Genomic DNA, 18721 nt, shown 5'->3' with positions numbered 1-18721 from the left:
CTCCGTTTCCAGATTTCTTTTGGGTTAGCGATCGCTAACTCCTTAGTACGCTACATATAGCGTCACTGCGTAAGTCCTGGGTGTGTAAAGTTCCCGAAACTAAGTGACCCGTTTGTGCCGCTTTTAAGGCAATTTGCATCGTTTCTTTATCCCGAATTTCTCCCACGAGTAAGACATCCGGGTCTTGACGCAAAGCTCCTTTCAAAGCATTAAAAAACTTCAAGGTATGACGTCCGACTTCTCGGTGTTTAATCAGGGATTTTTTACTTTCATGAACAAATTCTACCGGGTCTTCAATAGTAATAATATTGTAGGCATAGTTGCGGTTCATGTAGTCAATCATCGCAGCTAGGGTAGTAGACTTACCTGACCCCGTTGGCCCGGTAACTAGAATTAATCCCTTGTGATATTGACAGATTTTTTTAAATACCTCTGGTAACTTCAACTGTTCCAAAGTCAAAATCGACGAACCAATCAACCGCAACACCAAGGAAGGGCCATTGAGGGCGTCAAAAATGCTAATCCGAATGCGGACAAAACCTAAATCCGCCGCCCCGTCAAAGTCTAAGTTTTCTTGAAATTGTTGGATTTCCTCATCGCTTAATACCTCCATCAACCAACTCATAAAGGTATTTAAGTCGGTGTTCGGCCACTCCAAAGGCACAATATCCCCCCGTTTACGAAGGCGCGGTGGCTCATTCACCCCTAAGTGAACATCCGAAGCCCCCTCCTCGTTGGCTCGTTTGACAATATCTATTAATGTAGGATTTCCCGGACTCGGGCCCCTATTTCTGGGTGCGACCATCACCCTTGTGGTTGTCGCGGTAGCCTGAGCCGGTGCAGAAAGAGTTGTTGCAGTGGTCGCGCCCGGAGGTGGAGGTGCTTTAGGTGCGGGTGGACGGGGTGGAACCCCTGGAACTCCCGGAACAGGTGGACGAGGCACAGGTGGACGCTCTGATTGTGTCATATCGCGTGACCTTGAATAAAAACAATTGATTTTAGCTGAAATCTTAAAATCCCATATCCCCAGTTTACCCCCCAATCCGGTGTTGTCGCAAACAATATCAACAAAATTTTGATAGTGAGGGTGTTTAGGTTCTATTCGGTGTTAGTTTTCTCCTGAATAATGATAAACTTCAACCAGAATCAACGGTTGTTTATCATTATTTTATTTGAGTGAATTAGTATGAACTCAGTGGATTTAGCCTTTACTTCTGCCCTAGAACAAGCCCAATTAATTCGCACTAAAGTTATCTCGCCTTTAGAATTAGTTAATCTTTATTTAGATCGAATTCAACGGTTAAATCCTCTATTGGGTTGTTATTTTACCGTGATGGCAGATAGGGCTTTAGCATTGGCGAAAACCCAAACCGAACAATTAATCCAGATTTCAGATATTCAGGATTTACCACCTTTTTTTGGGGTTCCCATTTCTATTAAAGATTTAAACCCCGTTGCTGGGGTCGCCTGTACCTACGGTTCCCGGGCTTTAGTTGATAGAATTGCCACCTATGATGATGGGGTGGTCAGCCGGATTCGTCAAGCCGGATTTAATATTTTAGGGAAAACGGCGACCTCAGAAATCGGTTCCCTACCCTACACCGAACCCGATGGTTTCCCTCCCGCCCGTAACCCCTGGAATTTAGACCACACCCCCGGAGGCTCCAGTGGTGGGGCTGCGGCGGCCGTTGCAGCCGGGTTGTCCCCTGTCGCCCATGGGTCGGATGGTGGAGGGTCGGTGCGCGGCCCAGCTTTTTGTTGTGGTTTGGTGGGAATTAAACCAACTCGGGGGCGGGTTTCCCATGCTCCGGTGGGGGACTTCCAAAGTGGGATTTCTACCGATGGCCCCCTGGCTCGTACCGTGGCCGATGCCGCGGCTTTACTTGATATTATGTCGGGATATATTTCGGGTGATCCCTATTGGTTGCCCGATCCAAATCCTTCGTTTTTAGCCGCCACTCAACAACCACCTAAGTCTTTAAAAATTGCGATCGCTACCTCTATTTTACCCGGCAGTTCCCTCTCCCCAGATTGTGAACAAGCCTGGAAAAATACCGTGAATCTCCTCGAACAATTGGGTCATCAAATTGAACCCATTAATCCCGATTTTAGTGATATTCTGGAGCCCTTTATTGCGGTTTGGAAATCGGGAGTCGCCGCGGCGGGAATTCCCCAGGAGTATTTGGGCTCAGTGAATCAATGGTTAATGTCAACTGAAATCACCGCCGGACAATATTTGCAAGCGGTGTCTAAAATGCAGGTCGGCGGTCGTCAAATTGTGGCCTCTTTAAGCCCCTTTGATGTGGTGGTTTTACCGACCTATACGCACCCAGCAATTCGGGTGGGAGAATATGCCCAACTTTCCCCCCCAGAAACCTTACAACGGATTACGGAATGGATTTCTCCCTGTCCCGGTTTTAATGTTAGTGGCCAACCCGCGATCGCGATTCCCACCGGATTTACCGCAGAAGGTTTACCCGTAGGGGTGCAGTTAGTGGGAAAACCAGCCTCTGAAGCCACTTTAATCGCTTTAGCAGCCCAACTCGAAGCCGCACAACCTTTTTCACACCACCGCCCCCCGATGGCGATCGGATAATTCGATGCTAAACTTTTGGGATTGTTTAACCTCGATCTGAGATTATGGTTCAAATTCCCCGTTTTGCTTCCCCGCAGCGCGTCAAACGCCAGTGGAAACAATGGTTATTTCCCTTGAGTCTTTTCACAACTACTATTTTAAGCGGTTTTCCTCTGTTTACCCTTCCCCTGCGGGCTGCGGAATCCGTTGTGATTAGACAGGGATTTATTTATGCAACGGTTTCCGTCAAAGACTTAAAAGAATTTGCAGAAACGGGGAAAGTTCCTATCGGTTTATTGGGTTATTTTAGCTTTTTAAAGCCTGAACAAAAGCAACAGGCTTTAGGAGCTTTAAATATTAAAATTAAAATTAAAATTAAAAATGAAACCGTTGAAGAAATTGTTAATAGTCAAGTGGGAACTAGATTATTAACCGATATTGATACAATTATTTCTTCAGATAAATCTCAAGGCGGAACCGCGATTAAAACAGCTATTCTGTCTTCTGCTAAATCTGAACAAGGCTTATCCGTTATTAATTTTTTAGAAAACTATCCTTTACCGACTATTGAGATTAATCTTCCGCGAGCTTTTGCGGTTTTAACACGATTAAATCAAGGATTTTGGCAAACTCAACGCTTACTTTTAGAAGTCTTACCTAAACTCACCCCTGAAGGATCTCAAACTCCATCAATTCCTTTTGATCCGAGTCAAATCGGGCCAGGAAAAGTTGAAATTACCCGCATAGAATTACTGGACAAACAACGCGATCGCAATATTCCCGTTTATATTTATTCCTCCTCAAGTGCCGCACCCGATAAACCCTTAATTTTGTATTCCCATGGTCGAGGTTCGGATTATCAAGAATTACGATATTTAATGGAACATTTAGCCTCCCATGGCTATACGGTTATTGTTCCTGAACATCCTGGGAGTAACGCGACTTTTGTGGATAAGAATTTGTTTTTATCTCCTACAGAAGTCATCGAACGTCCCCAAGATTTGATTTTTACCTTGAATGAATTAGAAAAACTTAATATAAATGATCCCAGATTTAAAGGTAAATTTAATACCAATAATACTTTAGTTTTCGGATATTCTTTTGGCGGAACAACAGCTTTAGCTTTAGCTGGAGGTGAGTTCCAAATTGATGAATTAAGGAAAAGTTGTGATCAGAGTTTTATTACCTTTAGTTTAGGAAAAGCTACCCAATGTTTAGCCGCAGAACTCCCGAATGATCGCTATCGGTTTAGTGATCCTCGGATTAAACGGGCGATTTCCTTTGCTCCCACTGCTTCGGTTATATTTGGAAAAACCGGATTAAATCAAGTTCAAGTTCCGACGGTAATTTTAACTCAATCCGCCGATAAAGTCACTCCGGCATTACCCGAACAAATTGCTATTTTTCCCCAAATTAAAACCGAAAAATTATTATTAGGGGTTTTAGGAGCAACCCATTTAAGTGTTAGAGATCCCGGAACAATTGGGGATCAAACCTGGATTCCTGTAACTCCCATTTCCGGCGGTGAAATCGTGGGAGATGCCTCACAAGATGTTAAGAATTACGCCAAAGCTATGGTTTTAGCCACGGCCGCCCAACTGACTCCCGAAGCCGAAAAATATCAGGTATTCCTGACTCCAGAATATTATAAATTTATCTCAACTCCTGCTTTTCCCGTACGTTTAATTACTGATATTCCCCCAGACATTCAAGTGTTTATCGAGGAGTTATTAAAAACTCAGTATTAATGGGTATAATCACAGTTAGGGTGTACAAACCTTTCAAATCTGATTACAATAAACTCCCATAAATATCTCTATCTTAAAAATCGCTTATGACTCCTAAAAAAATTCTAGGCTGGGGCGCCATCGCCTTGGTTGTTGTGTTTATCCACTCGGGTGATACGTTCAAATTTTTACCCAAATCCGCCAGAGATGCCAGTAAAACCAGTCGTGAGTTTGTGGTGAGTTTATGGCCGAAATGGTTAAAACCTAAAGATACTAACGAACAACGGGAGAAAGAAATTGAAAAACTTGATAAGGGTCAGCCAGTAAAATAGGGCGGGAGCAGTGGAGGCAGGGGGAGCAGGGGAGGCAGGGGAGGGAAGGAGTTAGAAGTTAGGACTTAGAAGTTAGGACTTAGGACTTAGAAGTTAGAAGTTAGGAATAAATAATTACTCCCCCTGCTCCTCCACTCCTCCACTCCCCCTGCTCCTCCACTCCTCTACTCCCCCTGCTCCTCCTCCCCCTGCTCCAACTACTCTAATCCTTCTTCATCCAGCTAAACATAGCGCGTAGGTCTTTGCCGACTTCTTCGATGGGATGTTCGGCTTCTTGACGACGCATGGCGGTGAAACCGGGTTTTCCTGCTTGGTTTTCTAAGACAAAATCTCTAGCAAATTGACCAGACTGAATTTCGCTGAGAATTTTCCGCATTTCGGCGCGGGTTTCGTCGGTAACAATCCGAGGGCCGCGGGTATAATCTCCATATTCGGCCGTATTAGAAATACTATCGCGCATTTTGGCTAAACCGCCTTCCACGACTAAATCTACGATTAATTTAACTTCGTGTAAACATTCAAAATAAGCCAATTCCGGTTGATAACCAGCTTCGACTAAGGTTTCAAATCCGGCTTTGATTAAAGCACTTAAACCACCACATAAAACCGCCTGTTCACCAAAGAGGTCGGTTTCAGTTTCTTCGCGAAATGTGGTTTCTAAAACGCCACCACGAGTGCCACCAATGCCTTTAGCATAGGCCATGGCCAGGTCGCGGGCTTGTCCAGAGGCATCTTGATACACCGCAAATAAGGCGGGAACTCCTTGGCCCTGTTCGTAGGTACGACGGACTAAATGCCCTGGGCCCTTGGGGGCTACCATGACCACATCCACATGGGCAGGAGGGACAACTTGACCAAAGTGAATATTAAATCCATGGGCAAAGGCTAAGGTTTTGCCTTCGGTTAAATAGGGTTCAATTTCGTTTTTATAAACGGTTTTTTGCACTTCATCGGGTAGCAAAATCATAATGAAATCAGCAGCCTTTGCCGCGTCTTCCACACTATGCACCGCTAAACCGGAGTCTTTGGCTTTGTGTGCTGATTTACTGCCGGGATATAGCCCCACAATCACATTCACGCCACTATCTTTTAAATTGAGGGCATGGGCATGACCTTGGGAGCCATAACCAATAATTGCAATAGTTTTACCTGCCAAAATATCTAAATTGGCATCGGCATCATAATACATTCGAGCCATCTGGCTTCTCCTTCAAGTGCTGATTGGGTGTGTATACAAAACTCCCATCATATCATTAAAACTAATCCTGGTGCTGACAAGTTAAATAATAGGGAATGGGCTATGGGCAACATGGGGTTATGGGCAGGGCTGTTTCATATTTGAAAATTATAGCCTACTTTTGGGCCATAATTCTCAAACATGATAGCTATTTTCTGAATAATTAATATTTCTTATGATTGCTATATTAATATTAATTATAGGAATTATCATCTAAGTGGCATAAATATTCTTATTCCCTACGGAGTAAGACTTACATTCCCGATTTTTATCTATTTTCCCTAAATTAATTGCTCTATTTTTTCATTTTTAACTTTCGGATTAAGAGATAGCCACTAATTTCTCCCAATGATGCCCTGACATCACCCCTAAAACTACTACTAATAGCACTTCCCATAAGCTATACCTTTTTCCCTGACTTTTTCGGAAATCCTTGACTTCTTTTAAATTTTCTATTAAACTTGTTAGCATCTTTATTTTAGAAAAAAATGGCGATCGCTCTCCATTTTATCAGGTGGCGATCGCTCTTTCTTTACTCTTTTTTACCTGACTTTGAAACAGCCCTGGAGGAGCAGGGGGGCAGAAGCAGTGCGTTGGCGTTAGCCCTGCGTAGCAGTGCGTCCTCACTCGCTTAATATCACCTAAAACCCATTCGTAATTCGTAATTCGTAATTACCCAAAACCCATTACCCATTCTCCATTACCCATTGCCTATTATTATACTATCTTAATACTAACAAAAGGGTCTGCAATAGCCCAATCACAACCCCTAAAATTCCCCCTAAATTTACAATGGCTTGCAATTCACTTTGAACGATACCATTAATGGCAGCTTCCATATTTTCAGGCGAAGTTTCTCGGACTCGATTAATAATCACCTGATCGATGTTCAAAATAGGAATCACTTGAGCCATAATTTTTTCTATATCTTCTTCTAAATACCGTTCTAAAATTAAAGCTAATTCCTGACTCACTAATTCTAAAGATGTATTCATCACGGGAGATGTTTGTAACCGTTTTAAAACCCAATTTGAAATATGATCCCAATTGATGGATTGAGTTAAATCTTGAATCACATCAATACCTTGTCCTTGAATATAGGTGATAACCGCATCTCTGAGGGTTTTTCTTAACTGTTTAACGGTAGAAACAGGTAGATTTTGTAACGAGATATTTTGTAACCACTCTTGTAGTCTTTCGCGTAATCCCAAGGATTTAATTAATTCTGTTAATCGTCGATTAGTTTCCTCTTTTTCATCTAAACAAAAGGTTCTTAAGCGAGTTAAACTATGCCGTAAACCCAATAAATTCGCCACGACCCAATAGGTTCCACTACTTTGTTCTCGGAATCCTTCATCAATAATAGAAATATTTCTATCCGTCAGAAAATCAATTAAACCTTGTCGCAAAACTTCCGGTGTTATTACAACCTCTAACAGCCATTGAGATAACTGTTTTGATTGTTGATTACTTAATTGAAATTCTAATAAAACTTGATCAAATATTTGATTAATTTGAGGAGCCAAAAAATCGTCTTTTCGGGCTAAAACCCTTAATATTCTAGGTAAAGACTCCCCAATAAAATCCCGTAAAATTCCCGCTAAGATTTTAGCGGTTTTTGGTTCTGTATCTGCTTTAATTTGATCTAAAGCCAGTCTGAGAAACCAACTAATTGCCGCTTGCATCCGTTCAGTTTCGAGCAAACGACGCGCTAATTTTTGTAATTCTTCGGGAGTCAATAAAGACCCCATAATGGTATCAGAAATTCGTTTAGCTAAACGTTCTTGATTTCTGGGAATCAAACCGGGGGTAAACGGAAGTCTACGGCCATAAATATGTAGAGGTCGATAGGGACGAAATAACATTTTAATGGCTAAATCATTGGTAAAATAGCCAATAATTCCACCGACTATCGGAGGCGTAATTAAAACCCACTGTTCAGAAAAATTGATCATTCTTATCGTAGCAGCCCGCTTGTTACCATCTGGTGCATTAGCTAACTTAGAAAACAGATCAAACACTCAAAAATTAACTCACTGCCCTAGAACAATCTTTTTGCCTATGGTAGTGTTTCCTTTGGTTATTACTAATATTCCCATCATACCGCTTGCGATCGGGTAATGTGTGGCGGTGGAAAATCCTGCTTGCTGGGCCAACAGAATTTGTTCTGTGCCGATCGGAAATTGATCCAAACTGGGGTTAATATAAGCGTATTCTTCCCGAAACCCAAATTTATCAGCCGTCTCAACCACAAAATGCTGTAAATACCACTGTTGAAAAGTACGCAATAGGGAACCTTGGGGACGGTGAAAATCCAAAATAGCAGCCTTCGCCCCCGGTTTGAGTACCCGATGGAGTTCCTCAAGACTGCGGGGAATATCTACAACATTCCGTAAACCGTAGCCCATGGTGGCACAGTCAAAGGTGTTGTCTGCAAACGGCAATCTTAATACATCCGCTTCTAGCCAAGAGATCTGAGCCGTTGGAATGGTAAAAGGTCGGGGTCGGTGCTGGGCAATGTCCAATTGACAACTCGAAAAATCCACGCCAAACACCTGTCCGGGGGCTCCGACCTGTTGTGCTAATAACAGGGCTAAATCTCCACTTCCACAACATAAATCCAAAGCGGTGTCTCCGGGTTTAGCCCCACTCCAGCCCACGGCCATTTTTTTCCAAATTCGATGTTGTCCCAAACTTAACCGATCATTTAACTGATCATAAACCGGGGCGATGCGATTAAAAATCCCTTGAATCGACTTATTTTCCTTTACCATTCCTCTAGTTACCTATTACCTGTTGCAGTGTTCCCTTGTTCAAATTTAGTTTACAGATTAATGCCCCAGACTAATTAAGGCCAAAGCCATTTGTTGAGCGACTAAATGAACCGTTGTCAAATCATCGGGACTCATCTGACAAGGCTGTTTCCATTGTACTGATAATAGACCAATGAGCTTTTCCCGATAGGTAATCGGAATATTGATATGGGCTTGAATACCCGAACTTTGATAATGGGCTAGGGTAGCCAAGTCTGGATCAGTCGTAATATTAATTGATGCTTGTACCGTTCCGGTCGTTATGGTTTTCTCAACCAAGGGATCAATCTCTAACCAGTTTTCCACAACACCCGTGGAACTATAATGACCTTCTATAGAAGTTAAGCGATTGTCTTTAATTTGTTGCAAAATGCAAACATCCGCCCCGAACTCCGATGCGACGGCTGCACACAGGGTAGTGAGTAAACCTTCTAGGGTCGTCGCTACTTGGGCTGCTTCCATAATCGTCGCTAACAGTTGGGTTTGAGCCTGAGCACGATTAAGTTCTGCGGTGCGTTGCTTGAGCAATTCATAGGTTTGGGCGGCTCTTTCGACCACAACTTTGAGTTCATTGGGATCCCAGGGCTTTGTAATATATTTGTAGACCTGCCCCGAATTAATCGCATCCACCAAGTCCTCAATATCTGTAAATCCGGTTAAGATAATTCGCACGGTATTGGGGAACTCCGGTACAGTTTTGCTGAGAAACTCTGTACCTTTCATTTCTGGCATTCGTTGGTCGGAAATAATGACTGCCACTTCTCCTTCCGCAGCCAAAATTTCTAAAGCCTGACCCCCGCTTTCTGCCTTAAATACATTAAAGTTACGTCGAAATGTCCGATAGAGCAGATCTAAATTATCCGGCTCATCGTCAACGACCAACATCTTAGGCTTTTTGGGTCTTTGATGGTTCATGAGTTGGAGCTTAACACTTTCTAGTTGGGGAATTTCAACTTCCATCTATACCGATTCTTGTTGCAGAACGTTTATTGATACCAGTTATCAGTTATCCGTGATTAGTGGTTAGATCTGCCATGGCGCGTCTAACCACTGATTTTGTGATTATAACTGATTACTGATTACTGATTACCGATCACAGAACTGACCCAGATCAACCCGCCACTCACCAGAAGCACGATGATTAAAGCGATCCCCAAAAATTGATTGTCTCGAGTCTTCACCCCGTCCAAAGAGTTGACAATAGGCGAAACGGGGGGTTTGGGAATCGGTCGAACGCTTGCCACGGAATCGTTTTGAGAGCGGGAATTACCTGGGACATCCAGATGATCCAAATCAGGAATTTTGACAAATCCCTCCGGGTCAATGTAGAGTTTGGGAGCTTCCAGCACTTCCAGTAAACGACGAGCCTGTTGACGGGTTGCAATATGAGAATGACGGGTCAACTGTTTGCATAAAGCGATCGCATCTTGCCTTTTTCCCGAGGCTTCCAATGCGGTGACTAACCAGATTTGGATCTCTCCACCCAGACGAGTATTGGCTTCGGTGCCTTGGAGAGCCTGTTCTAAATATTGAACCGACTCCCGATAACGTCCCTGTTCAAAGGCAAACTGACCGGCTTGGTACGCAATTTTAACGGGTTCTAAGGGTTCTTGAGTCACGATTTTGCCCATTTAAAACTCATCATAGTTATTCCGAGGTGCGCCTTCATCCGAATCGCGCTTAGAACCCAATAGATCCAATTCATCAACCCGAATCACCGGTTTTGAACGTTGAGTACCTGTACTGCGATCTTGCCAATACTCAAACTTTAATACTCCTTTAATCCCAATTAAACTGCCCTTACGGACATAGTTGGCGGCAACTTCTGCGGTTTTTCCCCAAATTTCTAAGTTAAACCAATCGGGTTGATCCGTTTTTCGACTCCGACGGTTAACTGCTAAGGTTAGATTACAGACGACACTACCGGTTTCAAAATATTTCACCTCTGGATCACCACCAGCGCGACCAACCAAAGTAACAATATTTAGGTTCATAAGAAAATAATGATGGAATAGTGGATATCGAGGTTCTTCAGACCTTGGATCAAACACCAGGATCACCGAAACTAAATCCTTTGTATTTTTAAATTAATAGCACAATTGCCGACGCCCACCGCGCTAACCCCAGCGATGGCGGAGAAGAACCCGGGTTTTTGCAAGAACTCAATTTACTAATATCAGCCTTAATTCAAAGACCCGGTTTCTGTTTTTTCGGGAAACTCGCCGGGAGGTTATTTCTCGTGACTTATTTTTTGTTGGTTTTGCGTCTGGAGTGCTATTATTGTGACAGGTTTTTAAATTGAGCATAATTAAACAACGTCAAAACTTAACTAAATTGGTTAAGTGCGGAGTCACACCTAACCGTGTTACTGTTTGAGAAAGCTAAATTGGAACAAAAACCTAGCTACAAATTAACAACGACTCTTCAACCTAGATCTGGGTTCTCGATCAATGTGAGTTATTGCCTTAATCCTAAGTGTCCAAATCCAACTGATCCGGCAAACGAGAATCGGCGCACTTGCTGTCAATGTGGCTCAGAACTTTTGCTGGAAGGACGCTATCGTGTGATCAAACAACTGGGAGGAGGAGGTTTTGGCAAAACATTTGAAATTGATGATCAAGGCAAATGTAAGGTCGTAAAGGTTTTATTAAAAAACCATCCTAAGGCTGTCTCCCTGTTCAAACAAGAAGCCAAGGTCTTGAGTCAACTGAACCATCCGGGAATTCCTAAAGTTGATCCCGATGGATATTTTACCTATCTTCCCAAGGGGAGCGAAGAAGCTCTCCACTGTCTGGTGATGGAGAAAATTGAAGGGCAAAATTTACAAGACTGGATGAAGGAACGGAAAAAAGAACCCATCAGTCAAGAACTCGCTTTGGCATGGTTAAAAGAATTGACCGAGATCCTGGAGCAAGTCCATAATTTGCAATACTTCCATCGGGATATTAAGCCTCAAAATATTATGAGGAAACCCAATGGGCAGTTAGTATTAATTGATTTTGGAACTGCCAGGGAAGTTACAGAGACTTTTGTGATTAAGATCAATGAGGGGCAAAATGTAACCGGGATCGTTTCCCCTGGATATACACCGCCAGAACAAACCAATGGCAAAGCTGTTCCTCAATCCGATTTTTTTGCCCTAGGAAGAACCTTTATTTATTTATTAACGGGAAAACCTCCCACAGCTTATCCAGAAAACCCCCGAACTGGAAAGTTATTATGGCGAAAGGGCGCGCCTAATCTTTCTGATCAATTTGCATCAACGATTGATTATTTAATGGCTCCTTTTCCTGGAAATCGGCCCCAAACTCCACAAGCAATCTTACAATGTTTAGCCGATATTAAGCCCGTGGGCGCCCAAAAGGAGGCGGCTGAACCCTCCCCTAAAGATAAAAAGACACCTGAGCCTAGTTTGTTGGAGCGTTTGCAGGGGTTTAATTTTTCTATTCCTAAAATTACGTTTCCTCAAATTCAGCTTAAATATTTCTGGGTTTTAGGAACATCCTTGATGATATTGGGCGGAGTTTATACCCAAATTGATGGCTATATCCGTTATGGATTTATTCCGGTTAATCCCATTCTGATTTTAAAAGGGTTACCCGGGAGTATTTTTTTAGAGGGTTATGAACGAGCAGTTGGTCAAATTTATGCCGTGGCGATTAGTCCGAATAATAAAAATCTAGCGGTGGGGAGTTTTGGAGCCATTAGAATTTGGGATTTAACCACAGATGTTAAACCTCGCACCATTGCAGCCCATTCCAGTTGGGTGAAAGCTTTAGCGATTAGTCCCAACGGTGCAACAATTGCCAGTGGGAGTAATGATAAAACTATTCGTTTGTGGGATTTGAAGGATGGAAATAGAATCCGAACCATTGAAGGACATACCGAAGGGGTAAATATCGTGGTTTTTAGTCCCGATGGTCAAACCTTAGCCAGTGGGAGTGACGATAAAACTATTCTCCTTTGGCCTTTAAACCCGGGCGGTCGACAATTGAAATTTGTGGGTCATGAAGGCAGCGTTCATGCCCTGGCTTTTAGTCCTGATGGTCAAACTCTAGCCAGTGGGGGATCAGACCAAACTATTCGGTTATGGAATTTGCAAACGGGGACTCGCAAGCGGAGTATATTGGGTCATGACGGGCCTATTAATGCTGTGGTTTATCATCCCGACGGGAAAACCCTAATTAGTGCCGGTGATGATGGTACTGTTCGGTTGTGGAATCCGAATACCGGGGAACAAAAAGCTCTCTGGAAAGCGAATAATAATCCCGTGAAATCCTTGGCTATAACTAAGGATGGTAAAACCCTTGTTAGTGGAGGTGATAGTGTGATTGTTTGGGATTTCAAAACGGGCAAAAAACTAGCCACGTTGTGGGGTCACTATCAACCGATTAATGCTTTAGCTGTAAGTTCAAATGGCGAAATTATTGTCAGTGGAAGTGAAGATAAAACGATTAAAATTTGGAAAATGCCTCAATCAGTAGTCAGTGATCCGTAAGCTGTTCAGCAGTTAAACTCTATCTTTTGAACCTATCTTAATAGTCTGATATTTGATATGATCAATTAAATTAATAAATTAACTTTATGCAATCTTCTCGATTCCAAAAACTGCTAGGCTATTTGCGTCCCCATAAGAAAGCTACAATCTTAGGAATTGTGGCATTATTTATGGTTAATCTTTTAGGGGTTTATATTCCGATTTTGATTCGGGATGTGGTGAATGAACTACAAGTTGCGATTAAATTTAATACGGTACAAAATCAGGTATTCTTAATTTTTATTTTAGCCTCCATTATGTGGGTGATTCGGATGCTCTCCCGAACTATCACCTTTGGGGTCGGTCGTCAAGTTGAATTTGATTTAAAACAAAAGATTTTTAATCATTTACTAACCCTAGAATCCTCCTATTTTTCGGAAAGTACCGTGGGAGATTTAATTAATCGGGCTACCAGTGATGTTGATAATATTCGCCGTTTATTAGGCTTTGCAGTTCTGAGTATTGCTAATACCATTTTTGCCTATGGTTTAACCCTTCCGGTGATGTTAGCAATTAACTTGCGCTTGACTCTATTATCAATTTCTGTTTATCCTTTTATGTTGATTTTAGTGCAGGTTTTCAGTGGGAAACTCAGAGATCAGCAAATGACGGTTCAGGAAAAACTATCAAATATTAGCGATTTAATTCAAGAGGATATGAGCGGCATTTCTTTAATTAAAATTTATGCTCAAGAAGAAAATGAACGCCGAGCCTTTGCTCACAATAACCAACAGTTATTTAATGCTAATTTAGATTTAGCTAAAACCCGAAATCTTTTGTTTCCAATTTTGGGGGGAATTGCTAGTTTGAGCTTTTTAATTTTATTGGGAATTGGGGATGAGTTTATCGCTAATGGAGAACTAAGTATCGGTGATTTTGTAGCATTAATTTTATATGTGGAACGTTTAGTATTTCCCACGGCTTTATTAGGATTTACAATTACAGCCTATCAACGGGGAGAAGTGAGTATTGATCGAGTTGAAGCCATTTTAAGTGTTGAACCCCGGATCAAAGATTCTTTAGAACCTTTACCTTTACCCACCCCGATTCAAGGCTGGTTAAGTGCTTTTCATCTGAATTATACCTACCCCAGAAGCGAAGTTCCGGCTCTCAATGATGTTAATTTTATGATTAAACCCGGGGAAACCGTTGCCATTGTTGGGCCGATTGGGGCGGGTAAATCGACTTTAGCTAATGCTATTCCTCGGTTATTAGATATTAAGATTGATCAATTATTTGTCGATGGTCAGGATATTACGCAATTAAAGTTATCGGATTTGAGAACGGCGATCGCCTATGTTCCTCAAGAGAGCTTTTTATTTAGTACCAGTATTCAAAATAATATTGCCTATGGAAACCCCCTAACTGAACAATCAGAAATTGAAATAGTCGCTAAAATTGCTAAAATTCATGAGGAAATTTTGAATTTTCCTAAACAATATGAAACCCTGGTGGGAGAACGGGGAATTACTTTATCCGGTGGACAAAGACAACGAACTGCTTTAGCCAGAGCACTATTAGTAGATGCACCGATTTTAATTTTAGATGATGCTCTTTCGAGTGTAGATAATCAAACCGCTACGGAAATTTTACGAAATTTAAAACTAGGAGTTCAACGCAAAACCGTTGTTTTTATCTCCCATCAAATGTCGGCGGCTGCCATGGCGGATCGGATTTTAGTCATGGAAAAAGGCAGTATTATTCAAACCGGAACCCACACCGAGTTAGTCGCTATTAAAGGATTATATCAGACTCTTTGGAATCAACATAAATTAGAAGAATTATTAGTTTAATGTCAGTTGGCTCAAGTGCGATCGAAGATGTATGGATATCTTAACTAAAATTTAAACTGATTATAAACTCCAGAATTTAGGATGATCACCAATCAACAAAATTAGAGAACGGATCAGATTTTTGTAAAAGGTTGTATGAACACTAAGAGCAAAATATACAGCCTATACTTTGCCTTGAATGTATAGATTTCATTGATCATTGATTACTAAGGTGATTCGATGCGTTTATTAATAGTGCAGTATGGTGGGGATTACCGCGAAGCCGTTAAACGCTTTGCTGCGGGTGGTGAGGAGACTTACTACGGTCAAAAATATTCGGTTGATGCGGTTGCCAAGTTTGGGAAAAAAGCGGATGAAGTTGCAACTTTATGTTGTCTGACCGAACATCCGTATAACGAGAGACTGGAGAATGGAGTTCGCGCTATTGGTACAGGGTTTACCCGGAAAATTCAAAATCAGAAGTTGGTAGGGTTAGCAAAACAGTTCCAACCCACTCATTTAATTCTGAGAACACCGAATACAGCAATTATTCGTTGGGCAATTCAGAGCAAGTTGAAAATACTGCTGATGTTAGCAGATTCTTTCAATTCAAAAGGCTTACGGGACAAAATTCGGTACTACCAATTGGCAAAATTGCTGAATAATTCCCAGATTGAATGGATAGGAAATCATGGCGTTACTGCGGGTCTATCCCTTGCTAATATTGGAGTTAATCCAAACAAAATTATCCCCTGGGATTGGCCCTATGAAATGACTCCTAACTTTTTTCCGGCTAAAAATTTACAATTGAATCAAGAGACTTATGAAATTTTCTATGTCGGTTCAGTCATAGAATCTAAAGGAGTTGGTGATGTGATCAAGGCGATCGCACAACTCAAAACACAGGGATTATCCATTCGCTTAAAAATAGCAGGTAAAGGTGATATAGAAAGTTTTAAGAACCAAGCTAGGGATCTAAAGATTGAAAATTCCGTAGAATTTTTGGGATTAGTGCCTAATAAAACTATAGTTCCTTTAATGAGAGAGGCTGATCTGGTAGTTGTTCCCAGTAGACATGAATATGGTGAAGGATTTCCTAAGAGTATTAATGAGGCTCTCTACTCCCGAACTCCAATTGTTGCTTCCGATCATCCGATGTTTTTGAAAAAGTTAAAAAACCGAGATAATGCCTTGATTTTTAAAGCTAATGACCCACTTTCTTTAGCACATTGTGTTAAAGAATTATTGTCAGATCCGGCACTTTATCACAGTCTTTCTTCAAGTTCTGATGAAACGTTAAAAAGTCTACAAATTTCTGTAAAATGGGCAGAATTAATGAATAAATGGCTATTCGATTCCCCCGAACATCAACAATGGTTATTTGAACATAGACTCTCCTCTGGTCAATATCGGGAGTGGCCAAACCTGGCAAACTGATGACTGAGGCATCATAGCTAAGTTGATTCAACGAAAGCTCACTTCATAGATCAGTATGGGCTTTTGTATCAAGTATATCTTGAGTTTTTGATCCGGGTCACCAAGCCGGTAAATTAGCATCTTGCTCACAAGTGGAAAGCGGTAATTGTTCAGTGTTTTGAACCCGAGTAATTCTCATTTGGTTACTGTCGGTATCCACATCTAAACAGGCACAGGCATATCCATAATTGCCATTGGTTTTGACATATTCTGTCCTATCAAGATCGGGGATATTTTCCATTCCACTGGCTTGATATCCCCCCTGAACCGAAAGAGTCCAAGTCCCGTCTGTGTCTTTTAAATACCAATTGGCGGGAGTAGGATTTATTAACCACCCACATCGGGTTTCTAGGGCGTTAGCGGGTAGAATAACAGTAAAAAGAGATGAAACAACTACAGGAAGCAGAAGGTTTTTTTTCATTGTTTGATTTCTTTTGACTAACATCGGGCTCCACACCTTCTAATCATGTTAATATAAAATGGAATTATAGCAAGCCTAAAAAGATATCAACAACCCATAAATCTTCCTAAGAATAAAATTAGATCTGTATTGCGATCGCGAATAAAAAACAAAAAGGGTTGATCTGCATAGAAATCCTCATAATCGGGTACAGAAAAGCACCTGGAGATTAATGCAGTAACAGCCGCCGCTTTCGTTCCTTCTTCATCCACTTCTAAAAAGGTTTGGTGAATAACTTCATCAATCTGAATCTCACCATCATACATTTTTTGAAATTGAGCATTTGCGTTAAAAGCCCGGGGCATTCCTAAATCGGATAAATATTTTTTTAAGGAAAATCTAGTCTCAATTTTGAATTTTGGCATCAGTAAATTACAGGAAGTAGGCGAAAGTTGAGCTAGCCATTGATTCAGTTTTTCATAACTTAATTGGGATTCCAAAAAGGGCAGTTGATCATGAGCAGCAGGAAGTAGAATCACCATTGAGAATTGCTGATTCCGATACGGTAACTCAATGATTTGTACCTGGGGTACTCTTTCCTGTTCATCCAATCTTGTTTGAAAAAATTTACTTTTTTCACCCTGCTCAACATTAAAGCAACCATAGTTAAATTTTTCTTCTCTCATGTTCATAAAGGGAATTTTTATTTTTGTCCCCTCTAATTGAGTAAAATCCTGGTCATGGGTATTTTGAGGATTAAATTCATGCAGCCAATTGCCTCGAAAATAAATCGCATTGATTAAAACTAGGATAGTAGTAGGATTAATATCTTCAGGTTTTAAGCAATCTTTGATTTTTTGTCCAGTATTATTTTCAATCCACTGGTTAATTTCTAGCCTAACTTGTTCGGATTGTGTAAAATCTACAGGATGGACAACTTCACCATAGAATTGATTTAAAGTTTCTAAAAAAGTTGGTTTAAAATCCACTTTTTTTTCTTGCCAAATACTATTGGCGATCGCAATTTCTACAGGTATACCTTGCTTATAAAGCAAATTTAATTGTTCAGCAGTTGATTGTTCTTCTTGCCATAAGTGCTCTTGATAACTTCTATAATATTCTAAAGTTTGGGCATTCGGTTGCTTTTGTAATTCTTGAAGTCTGATCTTATAAAGTTCTTGTGCTTGTTTACCAATCTCTTTAAGATGTTGCTCAATTTCTGCTTGTTCTTGTTTAATTTTAGGATCAGTTATAGCTTTAACTTGGTTATAGTTTTCGTAGCACTGTTCATGAATAATTTGACGTTGTTTACTATAATTCATCTCGGCTTCATAACTTAAATGACGATAATCGTCGGATTGTTTTTGAATCAGTTTAAGATTTTCTTCTAATTCTTTAATTTGATTATTAATTGCTAGTTTATTTTCAGAAGATTCTGTAACTAAGTTGATTAAATTTCGAGTTAATTCTGCAACCATAGGATGAACATTTTCTGTTAACCAAGGCGAATCTAAAGACTCAGCATTACTTACATTTTCTGGCAAACATAAAACCGCTCTCATTTGTTGAGCCGTTTCCCCATTTGCTCCTTCTAATGCCATTAATAACGGAATAAAAATAGAGTAAGGGGACAAAAATAGATTGTTAGGTTTATTTTTATTATCTTGGCTGAGTTGATGATATAAATTCAACCCCAAGCTATTAATTGCATCACTCACTGGATTTAAGGAGTTGATCATAGGAAATATACTCATTAGTTTGCGGAACTACAGGAGGTTAAAGCCTACAAAAAAACAAATCAAAGGGGCGGGTTATTGAAATACCTTCACGTTTGTGACATCACCCGCCCATC

General features: G+C 41.0%; 14 protein-coding genes and 2 pseudogenes. 6 read left to right on the top strand and 10 right to left on the bottom strand.

Annotation, left to right across the window (positions count from 1 at the left end; translation table 11 throughout):
• Nucleotides 1–79: 79 nt before the first annotated feature.
• A pseudogene (locus tag PL9631_RS10840) lies at nt 80–967 on the bottom strand (type IV pilus twitching motility protein PilT); the annotation flags it as partial.
• Nucleotides 968–1186: 219 nt separating this feature from the next.
• Here PL9631_RS10840 and PL9631_RS10835 point away from each other — a divergent pair.
• From PL9631_RS10835 to PL9631_RS10825, 3 genes are all read left to right on the top strand, one after another.
• Complete coding sequence (locus tag PL9631_RS10835; RefSeq protein WP_083620121.1) at nt 1187–2596, top strand: amidase; 1410 nt, start codon at nt 1187–1189, stop codon at nt 2594–2596.
• 44 nt (nt 2597–2640) lie between these two features.
• Nucleotides 2641–4323, top strand: a complete 1683-nt coding sequence (locus tag PL9631_RS10830; protein ID WP_083620118.1) for an alpha/beta hydrolase — start codon at nt 2641–2643, stop codon at nt 4321–4323.
• Between the two features lie 86 nt (nt 4324–4409).
• Complete coding sequence (locus PL9631_RS10825; RefSeq protein WP_083620115.1) at nt 4410–4634, top strand: hypothetical protein; 225 nt, start codon at nt 4410–4412, stop codon at nt 4632–4634.
• A gap of 202 nt (nt 4635–4836) precedes the next feature.
• Here PL9631_RS10825 and ilvC read toward each other — a convergent pair whose 3' ends face one another.
• From ilvC to PL9631_RS10790, 7 genes and pseudogenes are all read right to left on the bottom strand, one after another.
• The gene (gene ilvC / locus PL9631_RS10820; RefSeq protein WP_083620112.1) at nt 4837–5832 is read right to left on the bottom strand and encodes a ketol-acid reductoisomerase; all 996 of its coding nucleotides are present in this window, start codon (nt 5830–5832) and stop codon (nt 4837–4839) included.
• A 390-nt stretch (nt 5833–6222) separates the two neighbouring features.
• Nucleotides 6223–6342, bottom strand: a pseudogene (locus PL9631_RS10815) (transposase family protein); the annotation flags it as partial.
• Between the two features lie 251 nt (nt 6343–6593).
• Nucleotides 6594–7826, bottom strand: coding sequence for a DUF445 domain-containing protein (locus PL9631_RS10810; RefSeq protein WP_083620110.1), 1233 nt, complete (start codon nt 7824–7826; stop codon nt 6594–6596).
• Between the two features lie 78 nt (nt 7827–7904).
• Nucleotides 7905–8645: a bifunctional demethylmenaquinone methyltransferase/2-methoxy-6-polyprenyl-1,4-benzoquinol methylase UbiE gene (ubiE, locus tag PL9631_RS10805; protein WP_083620107.1), complete on the bottom strand. Its 741-nt coding sequence runs from the start codon at nt 8643–8645 to the stop codon at nt 7905–7907.
• Nucleotides 8646–8702: 57 nt separating this feature from the next.
• Nucleotides 8703–9644 carry a response regulator gene (locus PL9631_RS10800; RefSeq protein ID WP_083620105.1) on the bottom strand — a complete coding sequence of 314 codons (942 nt, stop codon included), beginning with the start codon at nt 9642–9644 and terminating at the stop codon, nt 8703–8705.
• 119 nt (nt 9645–9763) lie between these two features.
• Nucleotides 9764–10315 carry a tetratricopeptide repeat protein gene (locus PL9631_RS10795; RefSeq protein WP_156090515.1) on the bottom strand — a complete coding sequence of 184 codons (552 nt, stop codon included), beginning with the start codon at nt 10313–10315 and terminating at the stop codon, nt 9764–9766.
• A complete protein-coding gene (locus tag PL9631_RS10790; protein WP_083620102.1) occupies nt 10316–10678 on the bottom strand; it encodes a single-stranded DNA-binding protein in 363 nt (120 codons plus the stop codon).
• 458 nt (nt 10679–11136) lie between these two features.
• Between PL9631_RS10790 and PL9631_RS10785 the strand changes: the two genes are divergently transcribed.
• From PL9631_RS10785 to PL9631_RS10775, 3 genes are all read left to right on the top strand, one after another.
• Nucleotides 11137–13182 (top strand): serine/threonine-protein kinase, encoded by a 2046-nt coding sequence (locus tag PL9631_RS10785; RefSeq protein WP_083620245.1) that lies wholly within the window; start codon nt 11137–11139, stop codon nt 13180–13182.
• Between the two features lie 86 nt (nt 13183–13268).
• On the top strand, nt 13269–15014 hold the full coding sequence (locus tag PL9631_RS10780; protein ID WP_083620099.1) for an ABC transporter ATP-binding protein: 1746 nt from the start codon (nt 13269–13271) through the stop codon (nt 15012–15014).
• A gap of 219 nt (nt 15015–15233) precedes the next feature.
• Entirely contained in the window at nt 15234–16430 is a 1197-nt protein-coding gene (locus PL9631_RS10775; RefSeq protein ID WP_083620096.1) for a glycosyltransferase, read from the top strand.
• A gap of 97 nt (nt 16431–16527) precedes the next feature.
• On the opposite strand, the gene PL9631_RS10770 is transcribed toward PL9631_RS10775, so the two are convergent.
• Nucleotides 16528–16890: a DUF4087 domain-containing protein gene (locus PL9631_RS10770; RefSeq protein WP_083620243.1), complete on the bottom strand. Its 363-nt coding sequence runs from the start codon at nt 16888–16890 to the stop codon at nt 16528–16530.
• An 86-nt stretch (nt 16891–16976) separates the two neighbouring features.
• A complete protein-coding gene (locus tag PL9631_RS10765) occupies nt 16977–18608 on the bottom strand; it encodes a serpin family protein (RefSeq protein WP_197046331.1) in 1632 nt (543 codons plus the stop codon).
• Between the last annotated feature and the right edge of the window lie 113 nt (nt 18609–18721).

The organism is Planktothrix paucivesiculata PCC 9631, assembly GCF_900009265.2.
GTDB lineage: Bacteria > Cyanobacteriota > Cyanobacteriia > Cyanobacteriales > Microcoleaceae > Planktothrix > Planktothrix paucivesiculata.
This window is presented reverse-complemented; position numbering and strand designations above follow the sequence as displayed.